This is a genomic window from Janibacter sp. YB324, from assembly GCF_014217915.1.
Taxonomy (GTDB): Bacteria; Actinomycetota; Actinomycetes; order Actinomycetales; family Dermatophilaceae; genus Janibacter; species Janibacter indicus.
This window is the reverse complement of sequence record NZ_CP060120.1, coordinates 2795385-2813235: the sequence shown is the minus strand read 5'-3', so window position 1 is coordinate 2813235 and position 17851 is coordinate 2795385. Positions and strand designations below refer to the sequence as shown.

Sequence of the window (17851 nt, the reverse complement as noted above, 5' to 3'; positions counted from 1 at the left end):
AGGCGGATCATGGACACCTGGATCTGGATCATCGTCGGGATCCTGCTGGTGCTGCTCGTCATCGGGCTCATCGCAGCACTGGCCAGGGGCTCGAAGGCCAAGCGCGTCGAGCGCGAGCGTGCCGAGGCCGAGCAGCTGCGGCAGGAGGCCGCCGAGCGCGAGCGGCAGACCCGCGAGAGCCAGGCAGCGGCGCAGGCCAGCGACGCCGACGCCCGTGCGGCCAAGGCCGAGGCCGACCGCCAGGCCGCGGAGGCCGAGCGCCAGGCCGCCGAGGCGGAGAAGCGCCGCATCGCGGCCGAGCAGAAGCAGGAGGCCGCCGCCGGTCAGGCGGAGGTCGCCCAGCAGGACCAGCAGGCCTACGACGCCAAGCTGCGTGAGGCCGATGCCAAGGACCCCGACGTCCTGACCGACGAGCACGGCAACCGCATCGATGACGCCGACCGCGACCTCGATCGCGACCGCCGGGGCGCCGGCGCCGGGGCCGGGGCCGGGGGCGCGGCCGTCGGTGCCGGTGGGGCCACCGCGGCTGCCGCAGGTGCTCACGATGACCGTGCTGATGACCGGCGGTCCGACGAGGTGCGTGCCGACGAGGTGCGCGCTGACGACCGTGGCGGCCGGGACCAGGGCTTCGTCGACGACAACCGCGACGGCTACCGCGACGGCGTCATCGAGTCCGAGGACCCCTACGCGGAGGGCGATCCCGTCACGGGTGACCCGCGCTCGGTGGGGGATGTCCGAGCCCACGCTGCCCCCGAGCCGGGGGTCGACCCGACCGGTGGTCGTCACGCGGCTGTCGACGAGCCCCTGCCGCCCGGTGGCACCCAGCCCGTCGAGGAGCCCGCGGGTCGCCACGCCGGCGCCGAGCCGGTGGTCCACGACCAGGGTGCTCGTCCGGGTCAGGTGGACGAGCCCGTCGCGTACGGCCAGGGAGCCCGCCCGGGCCGTCTCGACGAGCCCGCCGGCGCGACGCCCGCGGCCGCGCCCGCACCGGCTGACGTCGATGCGGCACGCGGCTGGGAGTCGTCCGACCCGACCCGCCCGGACACCACGCCGGCCCCGGAGACGACGGGAGGGGACCTCCCTTCGTCCTCGACCGGGCAGGCACCGCCCGCCGACGTGCCGCCGGCCGACCCGGCTCGTGCCGACGTGCCCCCCGCAGACCCGGCCGCACCGCCAGCCGAGACCAGCCACGAGCGCGGCCACCTGGCGCCGGAGGAGCGCCCGCAGCCCGAGCAGGGCAAGGGCTTCTTCGACAAGGTGCGCGATAAGGTCGACGAGGTGCGCGACGACCGCCGCCGCAGCTGACCTGACGGTGGGCCCGTCATCCTCCGGGATGGCGGGCCTTCGCCGTGCCGATGACCCAAGGAGTCACATGAAGATCGCCATCATCCTCGGAAGCACCCGCCCGGGCCGCTTCGGCGCACAGGTTGCCGACTGGGTCATGGACCAGGTCGCCGGCCGCGACGACGCCGAGTACGAGCTCGTCGACCTCGCCGACTACGACCTCGACCTGCTCAACGAGCCGACCGTCCCGGGCGCGGCCAAGCGGCAGTACGACAACCCCAAGACCCGTCGCTGGAGCGAGACGATCGACGGGTTCGACGGCTTCGTCTTCGTCACCCCGGAGTACAACCACGGCGTGCCGGCGGCCCTGAAGAATGCCTTCGACGTCCTCTACCCCGAGTGGGGCCACAAGGGCATCGCGCTGGTCTCCTACGGCGCCGACTGCGGGGTCCGGGCCGTCGAGCACTGGCGCACGATCGTCGCCAACGCCCAGATGCACGTCGTCCGCGGCCAGGTCTCCTTCTCGACGATGCTCGAGGTCGAGCAGGGCGAGGACGGCGACGTCTTCGCGCCGGCCGAGCGCCGGGCCAAGGAGCTCGGCAACGTCCTGCGTCAGCTGACGCGGCTCACCGAGGCGACCGCCTCCCTTCGCGCCTGATCCCGCGCATCCACAGCGGCCTCCCCTCGGGGGAGGCCGCTGTCGTGCTCCGCACGTAGGCTCGTGCCGTGAGCACCGCCCTGTACCGTCGATACCGCCCCGAGTCCTTCGCCGACGTCATCGGGCAGGAGCACGTCACCGAGCCGCTCATGCAGGCGCTGCGCTCGGGACGGGTCAACCACGCCTACCTCTTCTCCGGGCCGCGCGGCTGTGGCAAGACGACGAGCGCGCGTATCCTGGCTCGCTGCCTCAACTGCGAGCAGGGCCCCACCCCGACCCCGTGCGGCGAGTGCGACTCGTGCACCGCCCTGGCCCGTGGCGGCCCGGGCACCGTCGACGTCATCGAGATCGACGCGGCGAGCCACGGCGGTGTCGACGACGCCCGCGACCTGCGCGAGCGGGCCTCCTTCGGTCCGGCGCAGAGCCGCTACAAGATCTACATCATCGACGAGGCGCACATGGTGACGCCGCAGGGCTTCAACGCCCTGCTCAAGATCGTCGAGGAGCCGCCCGAGCACGTGAAGTTCGTCTTCGCCACGACCGAGCCCGAAAAGGTCATCGGGACCATCCGCTCGCGGACCCACCACTACCCCTTCCGCCTCGTGCCGCCGGCTCGGCTGCAGGACTACATGCAGCAGCTGTGCGAAGCCGAGGGTGTGCAGGTCGAGCCGGGCGTGCTCTCCTTCGTCGTGCGGGCCGGCGGCGGGTCGGTGCGCGACTCGCTCTCGGTCCTCGACCAGCTCATCGCCGGCAGCGACGAGCAGGGCCTGACCTACGAGCGGGCGGCCGCGCTCCTCGGCTTCACCGACGGCGAGCTGCTCGACAACGCCGTCACCTCCTTCGGCGCCGGTGACGCGGCCGGCGTCTTCCGGGTCATCGACTCGGTCATCGAGACCGGGCTCGACCCGCGGCGCTTCGTCGAGGACCTCCTCGAGCGCTTCCGCGACCTCATCGTCGTCTCCGCGGCGCCCGACGGGGCGGCGGCGATCCTGCGCGGGCTGCCGGGTGACCAGATCGACCGGATGCGTCAGCAGGCGGCCGCCTTCGGGCCGGCCTCCCTGTCGCGGGCGGCCGACATCATCAACGCCGGCCTGACCGAGATGACCGGTGCGACCTCGCCCCGGGTCCAGCTCGAGATCATCGCCGCCCGGGTGCTGCTGCCCGCTGCCGGTGGCGAGTCGGGCTACGGCGCCCGCCTGGACCGCATCGAGCGTCGCCTCGAGGTCGGCGGCGTCCCCACGAGCGAAGGGGGGAGCGCCCCCGTCCCGCAGGCCCCCACCGGGCAGGCCCCCGCGGCGCACCACGCGCCGTCGGCGGACCAGCCCCCGGCTGCTGCGCCGGAGCCCGCGCCGGTCGAGCGAGACCGGTCGACGCCGCCGGTGGCCCCGTCGGGGACGGCCGAGCCCGACGCGAGCCCGTCAACGCCCCCGGGCGCGCCTGCCGCAGGCCCTGCCGCGCCTGAGGCGACCCCGCCCGCGGCGACCTCACCCGCGGCGAGCGTGCCCGACCAGGCCGACGACGTGGCTGCGACGACGGCACCGGCGGCGTCGCCCCCTTCGTCCGGGGGGATCGACGTCGAGGCCCTGCGCCGCAGCTGGCCCGACGTCCTCGGGCGGATCTACCAGATGCGCCGGGCGACGTGGACCTTCCTGTCCGAGCACGCCCAGGTGCTCACCTACGACGGGCAGCGGCTCGTGCTGGGCATCGCGACGGTGGGTCTGGCCAATGCCTTCCGCAACGGCTCGCACGCCGAGGTCGTGCGGCAGGCGCTCATCGACACCCTGGGCGTCGACGCCCGCGTCGAGGGTGTGCCGCACGACTCCGGCGCGGCGCCGCAGCGCAGCGGCAGTGCCCAGGCGACGATGCCGGCCCCGACGGGGCCTGCGGGTGGCGCAGGGGTCGGGCCGGTTGGTGGGGGAGACCCCGCCAAGGACGCCTCCGCACCCGCACCCGAGGCGCCCGCCGCGCCACCAGCCGACGTCGGGGTCCCCGCACCGAGCGGTGGGCCCGCCGGGGCCGAGTGGGGCAGCCCGGCGGCCTCGGCCGCCGCGGCTCCGGCCTGGGCGACCGCGCCCGAGCCGGTCGCGCCGACACCCGAGCCGCGTGAGCCCGACGACTCGTCGGTCAGTGACGACGACGAGGACATCGTCGAGGCGGGCAATGCCGGCCCGGCCGTCATCGAGCGGATCCTCGGCGGGACCGTCATCCGCGAGGAGTAGCCCACGGCGCACCGACCGCGGTGTCCCTCGTCGTCCCCCGCGGGGCGTAGGGTCGAGGGGTGTACGAAGGCGTGGTCCAGGACCTGATCGACGAGCTCGGGCGACTCCCCGGGGTCGGCCCCAAGAGTGCCCAGCGGATCGCCTTCCACCTGCTGCAGGCCGACCCGCAGGACGTCCAGCGGCTCGTCCAGACCCTCAGCGAGGTCAAGGACAAGGTGGCCTTCTGCGAGACCTGCGGCAATGTCGCCGAGGGCACCCAGTGCCGCATCTGCGCCGACCCTCGCCGCGACGCCAGCGCCATCTGCGTCGTCGAGGAGCCCAAGGACGTCGTGGCGATCGAGCGCACGCGCGAGTTCCGTGGCCGCTACCACGTCCTCGGCGGGGCGATCAGCCCGATGGACGGTGTCGGTCCCGACGACCTGCGCTTCACCGAGCTGATGTCGCGGCTGTCCGATGGCACGGTGAGCGAGGTCATCATCGCGACCGACCCCAACCTCGAGGGGGAGGCCACCGCCTCCTACACGGCGCGGTTGCTCACCCCCTTCGACATCAAGGTCACCCGACTCGCCTCCGGCCTGCCGGTCGGCGGCGACCTCGAGTACGCCGACGAGGTCACGCTGGGTCGTGCCTTCGAAGGGAGGAAGCTGCTCAATGCCTGACGAGACCACGCTCCTGGCCGACGAGTGCGCCGCCGAGGCCCGCGCTTGGCTGGGCACCGTCGCCGAGATCGCCTCCGGGGCCGCCCCCGAGAGCGCCATCCCGCTGCTGCTCCTCACGACCAGCCAGGTCCAGCTCGTCGGCGCCCGCCTCGGGGCGATCGCCGACATCGTGCTCGAGGAGCGCTTCGAGCGCGACCCCGGCCCCGACACCGAGATGGACCCGCTGCGCGCCGGGCTGGCCCAGCTCCTCGAGGGCGTCGACGACTACGCCGACGTCGTCGACCCGGTCACCTCGACCGAGACCACGAGCGGCTCCCTGAGCAACGACCTGGCCGTCGTCGCCGCGGCGCTCGCCCACGGCCTGGCGCACCACGACGCGGGGCGACCGACCGAGGCCCTGTGGTGGTGGCAGTACAGCTACCTCGCCGACTGGGGTGACCGGGCGGCCATGGCCGTGCGGGTCCTGCAGACCCTGCTCGCCCACATCCGCCTCGACGCCGATGCCGACGTCGTCGGCGAGGCGGAGTTCGACGCCCTGCACTGCTGACCGGCTCGACCGGGTGAGCGGAGCCCCCTTCGCCCGACGGGGTGGTCGCCGACGTCAGGCGACCCGGGTGCCGCTCGGCAGGCGCCGGATCGGGGTGCGCACCCGGCGGATCGCGACGGCCGTGGCGCCCGCCCCCGCGAGCACGTAGACACCCAGGCCCATGGGCCAGGCAGGGAACTCCGCGCGCACCCGTGCGCTCGAGTCCGAGGTGTCCTCGTCGTCGGACCAGCACTCGTCGTGCACCTCCGGGGGGCCGGCCTTGGCCAGGCGGGTGCCGTAGGCGATCCAGCGCAGCGGGGTGAACCCGGCACTGGTCGTGTCGGCCGGGCCGTCGGGCCCGTGCGGCGCCGCGTCCGCGACGATGACGAAGGGGTTGACGCCGAGGAGCCACCAGTTGCGGTCGGTGCGCACGACCCGGCGGGTGTCGGTGTAGGTCGTGCACGCCTGCGAGGTCGTGTAGTCCTCGACGCCGTGGACCCGGACCTGCTCGTCCCGGGCCACGAGCGGCGTCGTCATCGCGAAGAGGATGAGTGTGAGGAAGGACAGTCCGGCGACGGTGAGGTAGGTCAGGACGGCCGACCCGACGGGGCGGGCTACGAGCGTGGAGAACATCAGCCCGATCGCGCAGACGGTCAGCAGGATGATCCCCAGGACGACGAGCACCCGGGCCACGCCGAGAAGTCCCACCCCGCCCTGGAAGAGCGCCAGGACGAGGAAGGGGGCGGCCAGGGCCAGGAAGGTCGTGGCCATGACGAGCGAGGCGAGCAGCTTGCCGATGATGATGTCGGTCGGCGTGAGCAGCGTCGTCTGCAGCGTGGCGAGCACCCCGGCATCACGGTCGCCGTTGACCGAGGTCGCGGTGAGGGCCGGCATGACGAGCAGGCTGAGGCCCAGGACGAAGAAGAGCACCACGTCGAAGGTCGTCGGCCCCCGGACCATGTCGCTGTCGCGCATCGCGAGCCAGGTCAGCCCGGCGATGCCGGCGATGCAGGTGAACCACAGCAGGAAGGCGATGTACCAGCGCGCCCCACGGAAGCGCTGCATCAGCTCCAGGCGGGCGACGGTGAGGACTCCGGAGACACTCACAGGCGGTCCTGCGTGACGGCGAGGTAGGCGGCTTCGAGCGAACCCTGGGCGGGGGCGAAGGCGGTGACGGGCACGTCGGCCGTGACCAGGGCGCGCAGCAGGTCGGTCGCCGCGATCTCGTCGGGCACCACGACCTCAAGGGCGCGGTTGGCGCGGGCGGGGCGGTGGCCGAGGTCGTGCAGAGCCCGCTCGAGGACCGCGAGGTTGCCGGCGGTGATCCGGTAGGTGAGCGCGCCGGCGGGTGCCGCGATGCCCTGGCTCTGGATGCTGCGGCCCCGGGCGACGATGACGGCGTTGTCGGCGATCTCCTGCAGCTCGGTGAGGATGTGGCTGCTCACCAGGACGGTGCGGCCCTGCGCCGCGAGACCCCGCAGGATGTCGCGCAGCTCGATCCGGGAGCGGGGGTCGAGGCCGGAGGCGGGCTCGTCCAGCACGAGGACGCTCGGGTCGTGGACGAGGGCGCGGGCCAACCCGAGGCGTTGCTTCTGGCCCCGGCTGAGCACCCGCGCCGGTCGCTCCGCGAGGTCGTCGAGGTGCACGGTCCGCAGCAGCGTGTCGATGCGCTCGCGTGCCGTGGCCGAGGGGATCTTGTAGGCGGCGGCGACGATCTCGAGGACCTCGCGCACCCGCAGCACGTCCCAGGTGCCGAACCCGTCGGGCATCCACCCGAGTCGCGAGCGCACCTGCGTCGGATGGGTCACCGGGTCGAAGCCGTCGATGCGGATGGCGCCGTGGTCGGGGACCAGCAGGCTGGCGAGCATGAGCATCAGGGTCGTCTTGCCCGAGCCGTTGGGGCCGATGAGGGCGGTCACCTCGCCCGGCCGCGCGACGAGAGACAAGTCGTCGACGGCCAGCACGGGACCGAAGGCGCGCCGCACGTGCTCGACGACGATCCCCTGTGTGGTCATGACCACAAGGTAGCCGTCGCCGGGTCTGGGAGATGGACTCGACTCGGGTGCGCCGGTCGCGGTCGTTATCCTCGAGGGGTCGTGCCGGTCCGACCCGGGCCGGACCCGCGAGATCCCAACGGAGTTCTCCTGTGAGCCTGGTTGTCCAGAAGTACGGCGGTTCGTCGCTCGCCGATGCCGAGAGCATCAAGCGCGTCGCGCACCGCATCGTCGAGACCAAGAAGGCGGGCAACGACGTCTGCGTCGTCGTCTCCGCCATGGGTGACACGACCGACGAGTTGCTCGACCTCGCCGAAAAGGTCAGCCCCGTCCCCCCGCCGCGCGAGATGGACATGCTCCTCACCGCGGGCGAGCGCATGTCGATGGCCCTCGTCGCCATGGCCATCGCCGACCTGGGGCACAGCGTGCGCTCCTTCACCGGCAGCCAGGCGGGGGTCATCACCGACGCCGCCCACGGCAAGGCGAAGATCATCGACGTCACCCCGGGCCGGATCACCGAGGCCCTCGGCAAGAAGCACATCGTTATCGTCGCCGGGTTCCAGGGCGTCAGCCAGGGGACCAAGGAGATCACCACGCTCGGGCGCGGTGGCTCCGACACCACGGCGGTCGCGCTCGCCGCGGCCCTCGAGGCCGACGTCTGCGAGATCTACACCGACGTCGACGGCATCTTCACCGCCGACCCGCGCATCGCGCCCAAGGCACACAAGATCGACCGCATCTCCCACGACGAGATGCTCGAGCTCGCCGCGAGCGGCGCCAAGGTCCTGCACCTGCGGTGCGTCGAGTACGCCCGCCGATTCAACATCCCCATCCACGTGCGTTCGTCCTTCTCCTCGAAGGAGGGCACGTGGGTCCTGCCCCCCGACCCTGAAGGAGCCGAGGACATGGAAGACCCGATCATCGCGGGCGTCGCCCACGACAGCAGCGAGGCCAAGATCACCGTCGTCGGCGTGCCCGACCAGCCCGGCCGCGCCGGGCAGATCTTCACCACGGTCGCCGAGGCCCAGGTCAACATCGACATGATCGTGCAAAACGTGTCCGAGGCCGACACCGGCCGCACCGACATCTCCTTCACCCTCCCGATGGCCGACGGCCAGATGGCGGTCGAGGCGCTCATGCGCACCAAGGACGAGGTCGGCTTCGAGTCGATCCAGTACGACGACCAGATCGGCAAGCTCTCGCTCGTCGGCGCCGGCATGCGCACCAACCCGGGCGTCTCGGCGACCCTCTTCCGGGCGCTCGCCGATGCAGGCATCAACATCGAGATGATCTCGACGTCGGAGATCCGCGTCTCCGTGGTCACCCGCGCCGACCAGCTGGCCGAGGCCCTGGAGGCCGTGCACACCGCCTTCGGTCTCGACTCCGAGGACGGCGAGGCCATCGTCTACGCCGGCACCGGCAGGTGAGCCCCAACCCGTCGCCGTCCACCGGGCCGACCCTGGCCCTGGTGGGGGCGACGGGACGCTTCGCGGAGGCGATCGCCTCCGCGCTCGCCTTGCGCGCGGACACGTGGGGCGAGATCCGGCTCCTCGCGCCGGGGGTGAGCACCCGCACCCTGAGCATCCGCGGGCAGGAGCAGACGATCGACTCGCTGCGCGAGGACTCCTTCGCGGGGGTCGACGTGGCGCTGTTCAACCTCGCTCCGGAGATCACCCCCGAGTGGGCGGCCCGCGCCGTGGCCGCGGGCGCCGTCGTCGTCGATGCCAGCGCTGCCTTCCGCAGCGACCCCGACGTCCCGCTCGTCGTCCCGGGCATCAACTCCCACCTCGTCGCCGAGCGCCCCAAGGGGATCGTGGCCCTGCCCGGTCCCGTGACGTGGGGCCTCATCGACGCGGCCTACGTCCTGCACCAGGGCTGGGAGCTGCAGCACCTCGTCGTCACCGGCCTGATCGCCGCCGTCTCGAAGTCCGACCGGGGCGTCGCGCGCCTGCGCGAGGAGCTGCACACCGTGGCCGGCGACCCGAGCATCGGCCAGCACCCCGGCGACGTGCGGGCCGCGGTCTCCGACCTGCCCGTCGGATCGCCCTTCCCTGCGCCCCTGGCGCTCAACGTCATCCCCTGGGTGGGGCAGCCCGGCGAGGGCGGCTTCACCTCGGCCGAGCTGTCCGTCGGCGACGAGGTGCGCAAGGTCCTCGGTCTGGCCGAGAGCGTCCCCGTGGTCGCGACCCTCGTGCAGGTGCCGGTCGTCCTCGCCCACTCCATGGCCCTGCACGCCCGCTGCGCCCGGCCGGTCGCCATCGACAAGGTTCGCGCCGCCTGCGTCGCGGCGCCTTCGCTCGTCCACCTCGACGAGGAGACCGGCGAGGTCCCGACCCCGGTCGACAGCGTCGGCGTCGACCCGCGCTTCGTCGGCCGCATCCGCCAGCCGAAGGGGGCCGGCCACCACGTCGACATGTTCGTCAGTGCCGACACCACCCGGCGCGGGGCCAGCGCGATGCTCCTCGTCGCGGAGCTGGTCGGCGCGCAGCTGCGCTGACGTCGCCGGAGTCACCGATTGGTGACCGGCACGCAACCCACTCGTCACCCAGGATGTCGACCATGGTGAGGGGCCATTGGCGCCACCTCGGTGCCCAGGGTCCACTGCCCTCGGTCTCGGTCCGGGAACGATCCGCGGATGTGACTTGTGTGACTGGAGTGGTCAGAGTGAATCTAGGCACCACCTATACTGGACTCTCGGGGAGCGGTGCATGACGAAGGAAGGGAAGGGCGTGGAACCGCAGGATCAGGGGCCGGTCTCGTACCGGGTTGTTGGCTTCGACGAGCTCGATGGCTCGGCCGCGGAGCACTATCGGCGACAGCGCCGACGGCGCCTTCTGCTCTTCGTCACCCTCCCCGGCCTCCTGCTCGGCACGGCCACCGTGGCCACCGCCTACGGCACCGGCCTGGTGGGCAGCGACGACCAGACCGAGTGCGCTCCGATCACCCGGCCCGCGCCCGAGCGCGACTCCTTCGACATCAAGCTGCTCAACAGCAATGACACCAACGGCCTCGGCAGCGACGTGGCGCGCGAGCTGACGCTGCGCGACTTCAACGTCGTGTCCGTGGGCAACGCCGACAGCTCCGTCTACGTCAAGGGCGCGGCCACGATCTACTACGGGCCCGACGGCCGCGACAACGCGCTGCTGCTGCAGAAGCAGATCCCCGGCTCCAAGACGTGGAACGACGCGCGCCCCGGCGACAGCGTCCAGCTCGTCCTCGGCTACGGCTACGACCGCATGGTCAAGGAGCCCGAGCCGCCGCTGCCGGCGCCCTCGGAGATCACCCTCAACGTCTACAACACGACGTGGAAGGAAGGCCTGGCCACCGAGGTGGCCGGCGACCTCAAGGACCGCGGCTTCAAGATCAAATCCACGGGCAACGACCCGCAGATGACCTTCCTCGAGGACGAGGTGGCGGTCATCCGCTTCGGGCCCGAGGGGCAGCGGGCGGCCAAGCGTCTGGCCCAGCAGATCGATGGTGCCCAGCTGCAGAAGGACGATCGCACGAGCACCAAGGTCGACCTCGTCCTGGGCAACAAGTGGTCCCGGGTCAAGCCGGCCTCCGAGGTCCCGCAGGTCAAGCCCTACGTCCGCCCGGCCGAGACGATCCAGCTGCCCTGCGAGCGCAAGTGATGCCCGGCACGGTCGCGTTCCTCACCGCTGGCGGGATCGCGCCGTGCCTCTCCTCCGCGGTCGGTGGACTCATCGAGCGCTACACGCAGGTGGCGCCCGGGGTGCGCCTCATCGGCTACCTCGACGGCTACGCCGGGTTGCTCACGGGGCGCAGCACCGAGATCACCGAAGAGGTGCGGCGCCGGGCCCACCTGCTGCATGACTTCGGCGGCTCACCGCTCGGCAACTCCCGGGTCAAGCTGACCAATGCCGACGACCTCGTGCGGAGGGGTCTCGTCGAGGCGGGGCAGGACCCCCTTCGCGTCGCCGCGGCGCAGCTGGCCGCCGACCGGGTCGACGTCCTGCACACCATCGGCGGCGACGACACCAACACGACCGCTGCCGACCTCGCCGCCCATCTGGCCGCCGAGGGGCACGACATGCGGGTCATCGGTCTGCCCAAGACGATCGACAACGACATCGTGCCGATCCGGCAGAGCCTGGGTGCGTGGACGGCCGCCGAGCAGGGGGCGCTCTTCGCCCGCAACATCATCGGCGAGCACACGTCCAACCCCCGCATGCTCATCGTCCACGAGGTCATGGGCCGGCACAGCGGGTGGCTCACCGCCGCGACGGCGCACGCCTACCGGGCCGACCTCGCCGGTCGCGACTTCGTCCCCGGCATCGGCAACGACCGCCGGCGGTGGGACCTCCACGCGGTCAACGTCCCGGAGCTCGACCTCGACCTCGAGGCCGAAGGGAGGCGACTGCGGGCGGTCATGGACGAGCTCGGTTGCGTCAACGTCTTCGCTGCGGAGGGCGCCGGGGTCGACGAGATCGTCGCCGCGCTGGAGGCCGATGGGGTGCAGGTGCCGCGTGATGCCTTCGGTCATGTCCGGCTCGACGAGGTCAACCCCGGCGAGCGCCTCGCCTCGACCCTTGCCCAGCGCGTCGGTGCCGACAAGTCCAAGGTGTGGAAGTCCGGCTACTTTGCCCGCTCGGCCGCGGCCAACCCCCGCGACCTCGAACTCATCGCCGCCTGCACCTCGCTCGCCGTCGAGGCGGCCCTCGACGGCCGGTCCGGCGTCGTCGGTCACGACGTCGAGCGCGGCGACGAGCTGCGCGTCATCGAGCACGAGCGCATCGCCGGCGGCGGTGCCTTCGACCCCACCACCCCGTGGTTCGCCGACCTGCTCCACGACATCGGCCAGGCCTGACGCTGCGGTGCCCATAGCGGCGCTACCAGTCATGGTGTGGCTGCGCGGGCGCAGGGTGGGGGTGGCCCTAAGAAGAAGTCCGGCCGCTAGGTAGGCCGCGTCACGTCGCGGAGGCAGCCGGACTTCTTCATGAGTCGGGCCGACCCCCACCCTGCGCCCGCTCCGCCGGGGCCCTGGTCGCGTCAGCCGTGCTTGCGCCGCAGCGACCACATCTGGGGCGAGCGCTCGAGCTCGACGGCGACCTCCCAGGGCATGCCGCCGGGGGCGGTCTCGCGGCGGAAGCTGCGCACCAGACGCCGGGCGAGCTCGGGGTCGGCCGCGACCCGGGCGGCGACGTCCCGGGCGGCCTGCTCGACCTGCTCGTCCTCGTGGACGGCCCAGGCGAGCCCGAGCTCGACGGCGCGCGCGCCGCGCACCCTCCTCGCCGAACAGGCCCATGGCGGCGGCGGTCTCGCGGCCGGCCGTGCGGTGAAGCAGCGACAGGTGCCCGCCGCCGGGGTGGATGCCCGATCTGGGCGAAGCCGGGCAGCAGGCGCGCGGTGGTGGACACGATCCGCAGGTCGGTGGACAGCGCGAGGTTGAGCCCGGCTCCGACGGCCGCGCCGCGCACGGCGGCGATGGTCGGCAGGTCGATGGTGCCGATGGTGGTGAAGGCCGCGTAGACCGTCTCGAGGTTGCGGTAGGCGGTGTGCTCGACGGGATCGCGCCCCACGTCGGCGAGGACCTCGCGGACGGCGCCGGCGCAGAAGTGCTCACCGCCGGTGACGACGACGGCCCCGACCTCGCCGTCGGCCTCGGCGGTCCGGGCCGCGTCGATGAGTTCCCTCGACATCTCCACCGACAGGGCATTGCGCCGGTCGGGGGCATCGAGGGTGATCGTCGCGATGCCGTCGGCGACGGCGTAGCTGACCTCGGTCACGGGATCTCCTTGGTGTAGAACCACCGGCCACCTCGTCGGGTGAACTCGCTGCGCTCGGCGAGCTCGCCCCCTTCATGCCTTGCGACGAAGTCGACGACGCCGGTCCTGTCGTCGGGGCCGCCCGCAACCGTCTCGCGGACCTCCAGCCCCAGCCAGCGGGTGTCGTCGAGGTGCACCTGCTCGGGCCGGGTGCGGCCGTCCCAGGTGCGCCAGAGGTGCTCGGCATTGCCGTAGACGTGGGCGGTGTAGCGGCTGCGCATGAGCTCCTCGGCGGTCGCGGCCTGTCGCTCCATCGCGAGCAGCGGTCCGCAGCACGCGACGAAGGGGGAGCCGGTGCCGCAGGGGCAGGGGTCGGCGCTCATGTCTGCAGGGTAGGTCAGGTGCGCGGGGCGGTGCTGACGATGTGGCTGCCGAGGGCCTCGGCCAGGGCCTCGCCGTCGCCCTCCTCGAGCAGGTCGAGCAACGCGTCGTGCTCGCGCACCAGAGCCATCATGTGCCGCTGCGGGGTCGGCTGCCCTAGACGGGCCAGGCGGACGAAGGCGCCGAGCTGGTCGAGGAGGCGGTCGAGCGTCGGCATCGCGGCGACGCCGGCCAGGGTGCGGTGGAACTCCTCGTCGGCCGCCATGAAGGCGGAGCTGTCGCCGACGCGGGCGTAGCGGCGCTGCCGCAGCACGAGCGTGCGCAGCCCGTCGACGTCGCCCGAGGTGCGGGTGGTCACCGCCACGCGGGCCGCAGCGGTCTCGAGGGCGGTGCGGACGGTGGCGATCTCCTGCCGGTGCTCGGCCGAGATGTCGACGACGTGCAGCTGGCGGCGGGCGCCGGGGACGAGCAGGCCCTCGCTGCGCAGCGCCCGCAGCGCCTCGCGCACCGGGGTGCGCGAGACGCCGTGGGCCTGTGCCACGCCGATCTCGTCGACCGGCGACCCGGCGGCGAGCTCACCGCTGAGGATGGCGTCGCGCAGGGCGGTGTGCAGCCGTCCGGCCTTGGTCTCGGTCGCAGGGGAGAGGGTCACGGCGGGCCCTACTTGGCGAAGATCTGCGACTCGTCCGCGAAGGCCTTGAACTCCAGGGCATTGCCGGCCGGGTCGAGGAAGAACATCGTCCACTGCTCGCCGGCCTGACCCTCGAAGCGCAGGTAGGGCTCGATGACGAAGGTCGCACCGGCGGCCTTCATCTTGCCGGCGAGGTCGTGGAAGTCGTCGTAGGAGAGCACGGCGCCGAAGTGGGGGACGGGCACCTGGTGGTCGTCGACGGGGTTGTGCCCGGCGGGGCCGGGGGAGCCGGCGGCGGTCTGGTGGGTGACGACCTGGTGGCCGTAGAAGTTCCAGTCCACCCAGAGGGTGTCGGAGCGACCCTCCTCGAGGCCGAGGACGCCGCCGTAGAACTCGCGGGCCTTGGCGATGTCGTCGACGGGGATGGCCAGGTGGAAGCAGGGGCGTGCGGTCATGGGGAGGGTCCTCCTCGGGGCGTCGGTGCGCTCAATGTATACAAGGGGGGAACTTGTATGCAATCCCGAGGAGGACCCGGCTGAGGGTCGGGCCGGCAGTCAGCCGGCCGCGACGGTGGGTGTGGTGTGGCCCGCTCGCACCTCCCGGCGCAGGATCTTGCCCGTCGGCCCCTTGGGCAGCTCGTCCATGAGCCAGACGACGCGGGGGTACTTGTAGGGCGCGACGCGCTCGCGGACGAACTGGTGCACGTCGTCCTCGGTCGCGCTCGAGCCGGCGCGCAGCGTCACGGCCGCGGCCACCTCCTCGCCGAGCTCGGGGTGGGGGATGCCGACGACGGCCGCCTCGGAGTACATGAGGAAGGCGAAGATCGAGCCGTCGATCGCCATGTCGAGGTCGGCGTCGTCGAGGATGATGTTGGGTCCCTTGCCGCCGAGCTCGAGGGTGACCTTCGTGAGGTTGTCGGCGACGGCGCGCTGCACGGACCTGCCGACCTCGGTCGAGCCGGTGAAGCCGATCTTGCGCACGTCGGGGTGCGCCGCGAGGCGCGAGCCGACGGTCTCCGGGACCCGGTCACAGAGATCGCGCACGCTCCTGTGGGGTGGCCACAGCGCGCAGGGTCTTGGCCTTGCCTGACGTCGTTGGTGCCGCCTGGTGCCGTTGGTGTCACCTGGGTGCCCGGAGAAGGGGGACCAGGTGACCACAACGACGCCGGGCAGCCGAAGAAAGCAAGAGCCGGACCTACGAAAACGTAGGTCCGGCTCTGCCGATGTCCTGAGACATCACACGGTCGGGGTGACAGGATTTGAACTGCTCACGCGCGACTAGTCTCACTGGATCAGATCCGCATCCTTGGCGAAAAATCAAGGAATCACTAGACTCTAACGCGTGAGAATCGCGGGCACAAGAGGACGCAACTACCCTTTAGTTATGCCCGGATTGTGTCCGAATCTGACCGGTGGTGACCGTTGATGACGCGGGCGAAGCGAGACTTCGGAACCATCCGCAAGCGGGCCAACGGCCGTTATCAGGCGTACTACATGGGGCCGGACCAGGCCTTCCATCGGGCGCCATCGACCTTCGAGACGAAGGCGGATGCCGAGGCGTGGCTGGTGGGGGAGCGTCGGCTCATCCAAGACGACGACTGGACGCCGACGAAGTCCCGCCGGGCGAGGGTCATCCGGGCCACTGAGTCGTTCGGGCCGTATGCGGAGGCGTGGCTCGAGTACCGCGAGCTGAAGCCGAGGACTCGAGCCCTCTACCGTCGGCAGCTGGATCGGTTCCTCCTGCCCTACTTCGCCGACACCTCCCTGCGCGACATCACCCCTGCGGTCGTGCGGGTCTGGCACAGCCGGCTCGATCCGACGAAGCCCACGCAGCGCGCCCACGTCTACGGCCTGTTGCGCTCGATCCTGTCCACAGCGGTGGCCGACGAGATCATCCAGGCGAACCCGTGTCGCGTGCGGGGCGCAGGCACGGTGAAGCGCGCACGGCGGGTGGAGCCGGCGACACTGGACGAACTCGAGATCCTTGTGACGGAGATGCCGGAGAAGTACCAAGCGCTGGTGCTCATCGGCGCGTGGTGCGGTCTCCGGTTCGGCGAGATGGCCGAGCTGCGCCGTGGCGACATCAACCTCGTCACCGGCCAACTCCAGGTGCGACGAGGAGTCGTGAGAATCAGGGGGCAGGTGACCGTCGGGTCCCCCAAGAGTGACGCTGGTGTGCGCGATGTCGCCATCCCGCCGCACCTGGTCCCACTCCTGGAGGCCCACCTTGAGGAACATGTCGGCCCGGACAGGGACGCCTTGGTGTTCTCAGCGGTCAACGACCCGAGAATTCAAGTCCACCCCAACACCCTCTACCGGCACTGGTACCGGGCGCGGGAGAAGGCGGGGCGCCCGGATCTCCGCATCCACGACCTGCGCCACACGGGCGCTGTCCTCGCTGCCCAGGCCGGGGCAACCTTGGCTGAGCTGATGTCCCGTATCGGCCACTCAACGCCCCAGGCGGCGCTCCGCTACCAGCACGCGGCGCGGGGGAGGGACACGGAGATCGCGGCGGCGCTGTCGAGACTGATGGAGGAGCGGGCATCGGCCCCTGCCGACTCAGAGGAATGACGGACGAGTCAGGCGAAGGTCTGCGATAGGGAGGTCCCGAGTCATGCTCGGCCATCGCCTCGCTGACCCGATCGGGCTATACCTTCCATCAATGTATAGCCCGATCTCCTGCACCTTCTTCTCGCCGACCGTGATCATTGGGATCCCTGGGGCGCGTGGTTGCTTACATGATGGTGGTCACTGAGACACCTCGTTATGAGCCCTGAGATCCCACAACCACCCCAGAAGGTGGACGAGGCCCAGCAACAACACGCCCAAAGACAAGGTGCCAGGCAAGACCCATACGTACCAGCCGATCGCGGACCAGAGTGAGGTGCCATCCGCTAACACGGCGGTGGCCACCAACAGCACGATCGGCAGACTAGGCACCGCCAGCGCGACCACGCCGAGCCAGTCACGAATCCTCATGCGGGCAAATACTCTGTGGGTGGTCATCGACCCTCTTTCTCCTGCGTCCTTGCGCGCTTGATCGTGCGGTACACGGTTGCCCGAGACACGTTGTAGTCCTCGGCGAGCTGGCCGACCGTCGCGGTGCCGGCCTCATAGTCCTGGAGCAACTTCTTCGTCCTTCGCTCGTTCAGCTTCGGCGGCTTCCCGTTGAGCCGGCCCTGCGCCCGCGCGATCGCCAGGCCCTCCATCGTGCGCTGCCGGTTCAGGTCGGACTCGAACTCGGCGACCATCGCCAGCGCGTTGAAGAGGAACTTTCCAACAGGGTCCTCCGGGTCGTGCAGCGACGGTCCAAGCTGGAGCGCCGCGCCCTTCTCGTAGACCTGGCCGACGAGGTCGCGCGCATCGGGCACCGATCGAGCGAGCCGGTCGAGCTTGGTCACCACGAGTACGTCACCGGGACGAAGAGCGGCGATCGCTTGAGTGAGGCCAGGCCGGTTCTTCATCGACCGACCCGTGCGCTTATCTGTATAGATCCGCGTGCGGTCCACGCCCAGGTCAGCCAGGCCCTTCAGCTGCGCCGCGAGGTCCTGCCGCTCGGACGAGACCCGTGCGTACCCGATCAGCACGACCAGCACCCCCGATAGATCAATTGACGGTCGTTTCCGCGATTCTAGACCGTGCAGGTCAAATGAGACAGCCCCGATCGCGTCACTACGTCAAGCTGTCAGTTTCCGAAGTCGACTGCACGGATGTCCGAAGTCCTCTGCACCGGGCACTCCGGGCGCTCCGTATGAGGATGAGCCCTACTTCCCG

General features: G+C 71.4%; 18 protein-coding genes and 3 pseudogenes. 10 read left to right on the top strand and 11 right to left on the bottom strand.

Annotated features, from left to right (window positions below; genetic code table 11):
- Positions 1-9: 9 nt before the first annotated feature.
- The 5 genes from H7A72_RS13805 (at position 10) to H7A72_RS13785 (ending at position 5367) form a co-directional block, all read left to right on the top strand.
- On the top strand, positions 10-1305 hold the full coding sequence (locus tag H7A72_RS13805; protein WP_185220883.1) for a hypothetical protein: 1296 nt from the start codon (positions 10-12) through the stop codon (positions 1303-1305).
- 67 nt (positions 1306-1372) lie between these two features.
- Positions 1373-1942 (top strand): NADPH-dependent FMN reductase, encoded by a 570-nt coding sequence (locus tag H7A72_RS13800; protein WP_185220882.1) that lies wholly within the window; start codon positions 1373-1375, stop codon positions 1940-1942.
- A gap of 68 nt (positions 1943-2010) precedes the next feature.
- A complete protein-coding gene (locus H7A72_RS13795; RefSeq protein ID WP_185220881.1) occupies positions 2011-4161 on the top strand; it encodes a DNA polymerase III subunit gamma and tau in 2151 nt (716 codons plus the stop codon).
- Between the two features lie 59 nt (positions 4162-4220).
- Positions 4221-4820 carry a recombination mediator RecR gene (recR, locus tag H7A72_RS13790; RefSeq protein ID WP_072625533.1) on the top strand — a complete coding sequence of 200 codons (600 nt, stop codon included), beginning with the start codon at positions 4221-4223 and terminating at the stop codon, positions 4818-4820.
- Positions 4813-5367 (top strand): DUF5063 domain-containing protein, encoded by a 555-nt coding sequence (locus H7A72_RS13785; RefSeq protein WP_185220880.1) that lies wholly within the window; start codon positions 4813-4815, stop codon positions 5365-5367. Before recR ends, H7A72_RS13785 begins: the two co-directional genes overlap by 8 nt.
- 54 nt (positions 5368-5421) lie before the next feature.
- Here H7A72_RS13785 and H7A72_RS13780 read toward each other — a convergent pair whose 3' ends face one another.
- Together H7A72_RS13780 and H7A72_RS13775 are read right to left on the bottom strand one after the other, a co-directional pair.
- Positions 5422-6453, bottom strand: a complete 1032-nt coding sequence (locus H7A72_RS13780; protein ID WP_185220879.1) for an ABC transporter permease — start codon at positions 6451-6453, stop codon at positions 5422-5424.
- Positions 6450-7361: an ABC transporter ATP-binding protein gene (locus tag H7A72_RS13775; protein WP_185220878.1), complete on the bottom strand. Its 912-nt coding sequence runs from the start codon at positions 7359-7361 to the stop codon at positions 6450-6452. Before H7A72_RS13775 ends, H7A72_RS13780 begins: the two co-directional genes overlap by 4 nt.
- Before the next feature lie 131 nt (positions 7362-7492).
- Here H7A72_RS13775 and H7A72_RS13770 point away from each other — a divergent pair, with 131 nt between their 5' ends.
- The 4 genes from H7A72_RS13770 (at position 7493) to H7A72_RS13755 (ending at position 12168) form a co-directional block, all read left to right on the top strand.
- Entirely contained in the window at positions 7493-8767 is a 1275-nt protein-coding gene (locus H7A72_RS13770) for an aspartate kinase (protein WP_084452958.1), read from the top strand.
- 41 nt (positions 8768-8808) lie between these two features.
- Positions 8809-9837, top strand: coding sequence for an Asd/ArgC dimerization domain-containing protein (locus H7A72_RS13765; protein WP_159451238.1), 1029 nt, complete (start codon positions 8809-8811; stop codon positions 9835-9837).
- Positions 9838-10069: 232 nt separating this feature from the next.
- Complete coding sequence (locus H7A72_RS13760) at positions 10070-10972, top strand: LytR C-terminal domain-containing protein (protein WP_185220877.1); 903 nt, start codon at positions 10070-10072, stop codon at positions 10970-10972.
- A complete protein-coding gene (locus H7A72_RS13755; RefSeq protein ID WP_185220876.1) occupies positions 10972-12168 on the top strand; it encodes a pyrophosphate--fructose-6-phosphate 1-phosphotransferase in 1197 nt (398 codons plus the stop codon). The genes H7A72_RS13760 and H7A72_RS13755 overlap by 1 nt, the downstream gene beginning before the upstream one ends.
- Positions 12169-12350: 182 nt before the next feature.
- On the opposite strand, the gene H7A72_RS16745 is transcribed toward H7A72_RS13755, so the two are convergent.
- The 7 genes and pseudogenes from H7A72_RS16745 to H7A72_RS17225 form a co-directional block, all read right to left on the bottom strand.
- Entirely contained in the window at positions 12351-12584 is a 234-nt protein-coding gene (locus tag H7A72_RS16745) for a hypothetical protein (protein WP_223277940.1), read from the bottom strand.
- Positions 12585-12724: 140 nt separating this feature from the next.
- Positions 12725-13000: pseudogene (locus H7A72_RS16740) on the bottom strand (enoyl-CoA hydratase-related protein); the annotation flags it as partial.
- An 83-nt stretch (positions 13001-13083) separates the two neighbouring features.
- Positions 13084-13449: a YchJ family protein gene (locus H7A72_RS13745; RefSeq protein WP_185220875.1), complete on the bottom strand. Its 366-nt coding sequence runs from the start codon at positions 13447-13449 to the stop codon at positions 13084-13086.
- Positions 13450-13463: 14 nt separating this feature from the next.
- Positions 13464-14099 (bottom strand): GntR family transcriptional regulator, encoded by a 636-nt coding sequence (locus tag H7A72_RS13740; protein WP_185220874.1) that lies wholly within the window; start codon positions 14097-14099, stop codon positions 13464-13466.
- A gap of 8 nt (positions 14100-14107) precedes the next feature.
- Entirely contained in the window at positions 14108-14533 is a 426-nt protein-coding gene (locus tag H7A72_RS13735) for a VOC family protein (RefSeq protein ID WP_084452945.1), read from the bottom strand.
- Positions 14534-14632: 99 nt separating this feature from the next.
- Positions 14633-14881, bottom strand: a pseudogene (locus tag H7A72_RS16945) (long-chain fatty acid--CoA ligase); the annotation flags it as partial.
- A gap of 12 nt (positions 14882-14893) precedes the next feature.
- Positions 14894-15121 (bottom strand): annotated as a pseudogene (locus H7A72_RS17225) (aldehyde dehydrogenase family protein); the annotation flags it as partial.
- Positions 15122-15502: 381 nt separating this feature from the next.
- On the opposite strand from H7A72_RS17225, the gene H7A72_RS13725 reads away from it, so the two are divergent.
- Positions 15503-16648, top strand: a complete 1146-nt coding sequence (locus H7A72_RS13725) for a site-specific integrase (RefSeq protein ID WP_185220872.1) — start codon at positions 15503-15505, stop codon at positions 16646-16648.
- Between the two features lie 177 nt (positions 16649-16825).
- On the opposite strand, the gene H7A72_RS13720 is transcribed toward H7A72_RS13725, so the two are convergent.
- Complete coding sequence (locus tag H7A72_RS13720) at positions 16826-17083, bottom strand: hypothetical protein (protein ID WP_185220871.1); 258 nt, start codon at positions 17081-17083, stop codon at positions 16826-16828.
- On the bottom strand, positions 17080-17673 hold the full coding sequence (locus H7A72_RS13715; RefSeq protein ID WP_223277656.1) for a recombinase family protein: 594 nt from the start codon (positions 17671-17673) through the stop codon (positions 17080-17082). Before H7A72_RS13715 ends, H7A72_RS13720 begins: the two co-directional genes overlap by 4 nt.
- Between the last annotated feature and the right edge of the window lie 178 nt (positions 17674-17851).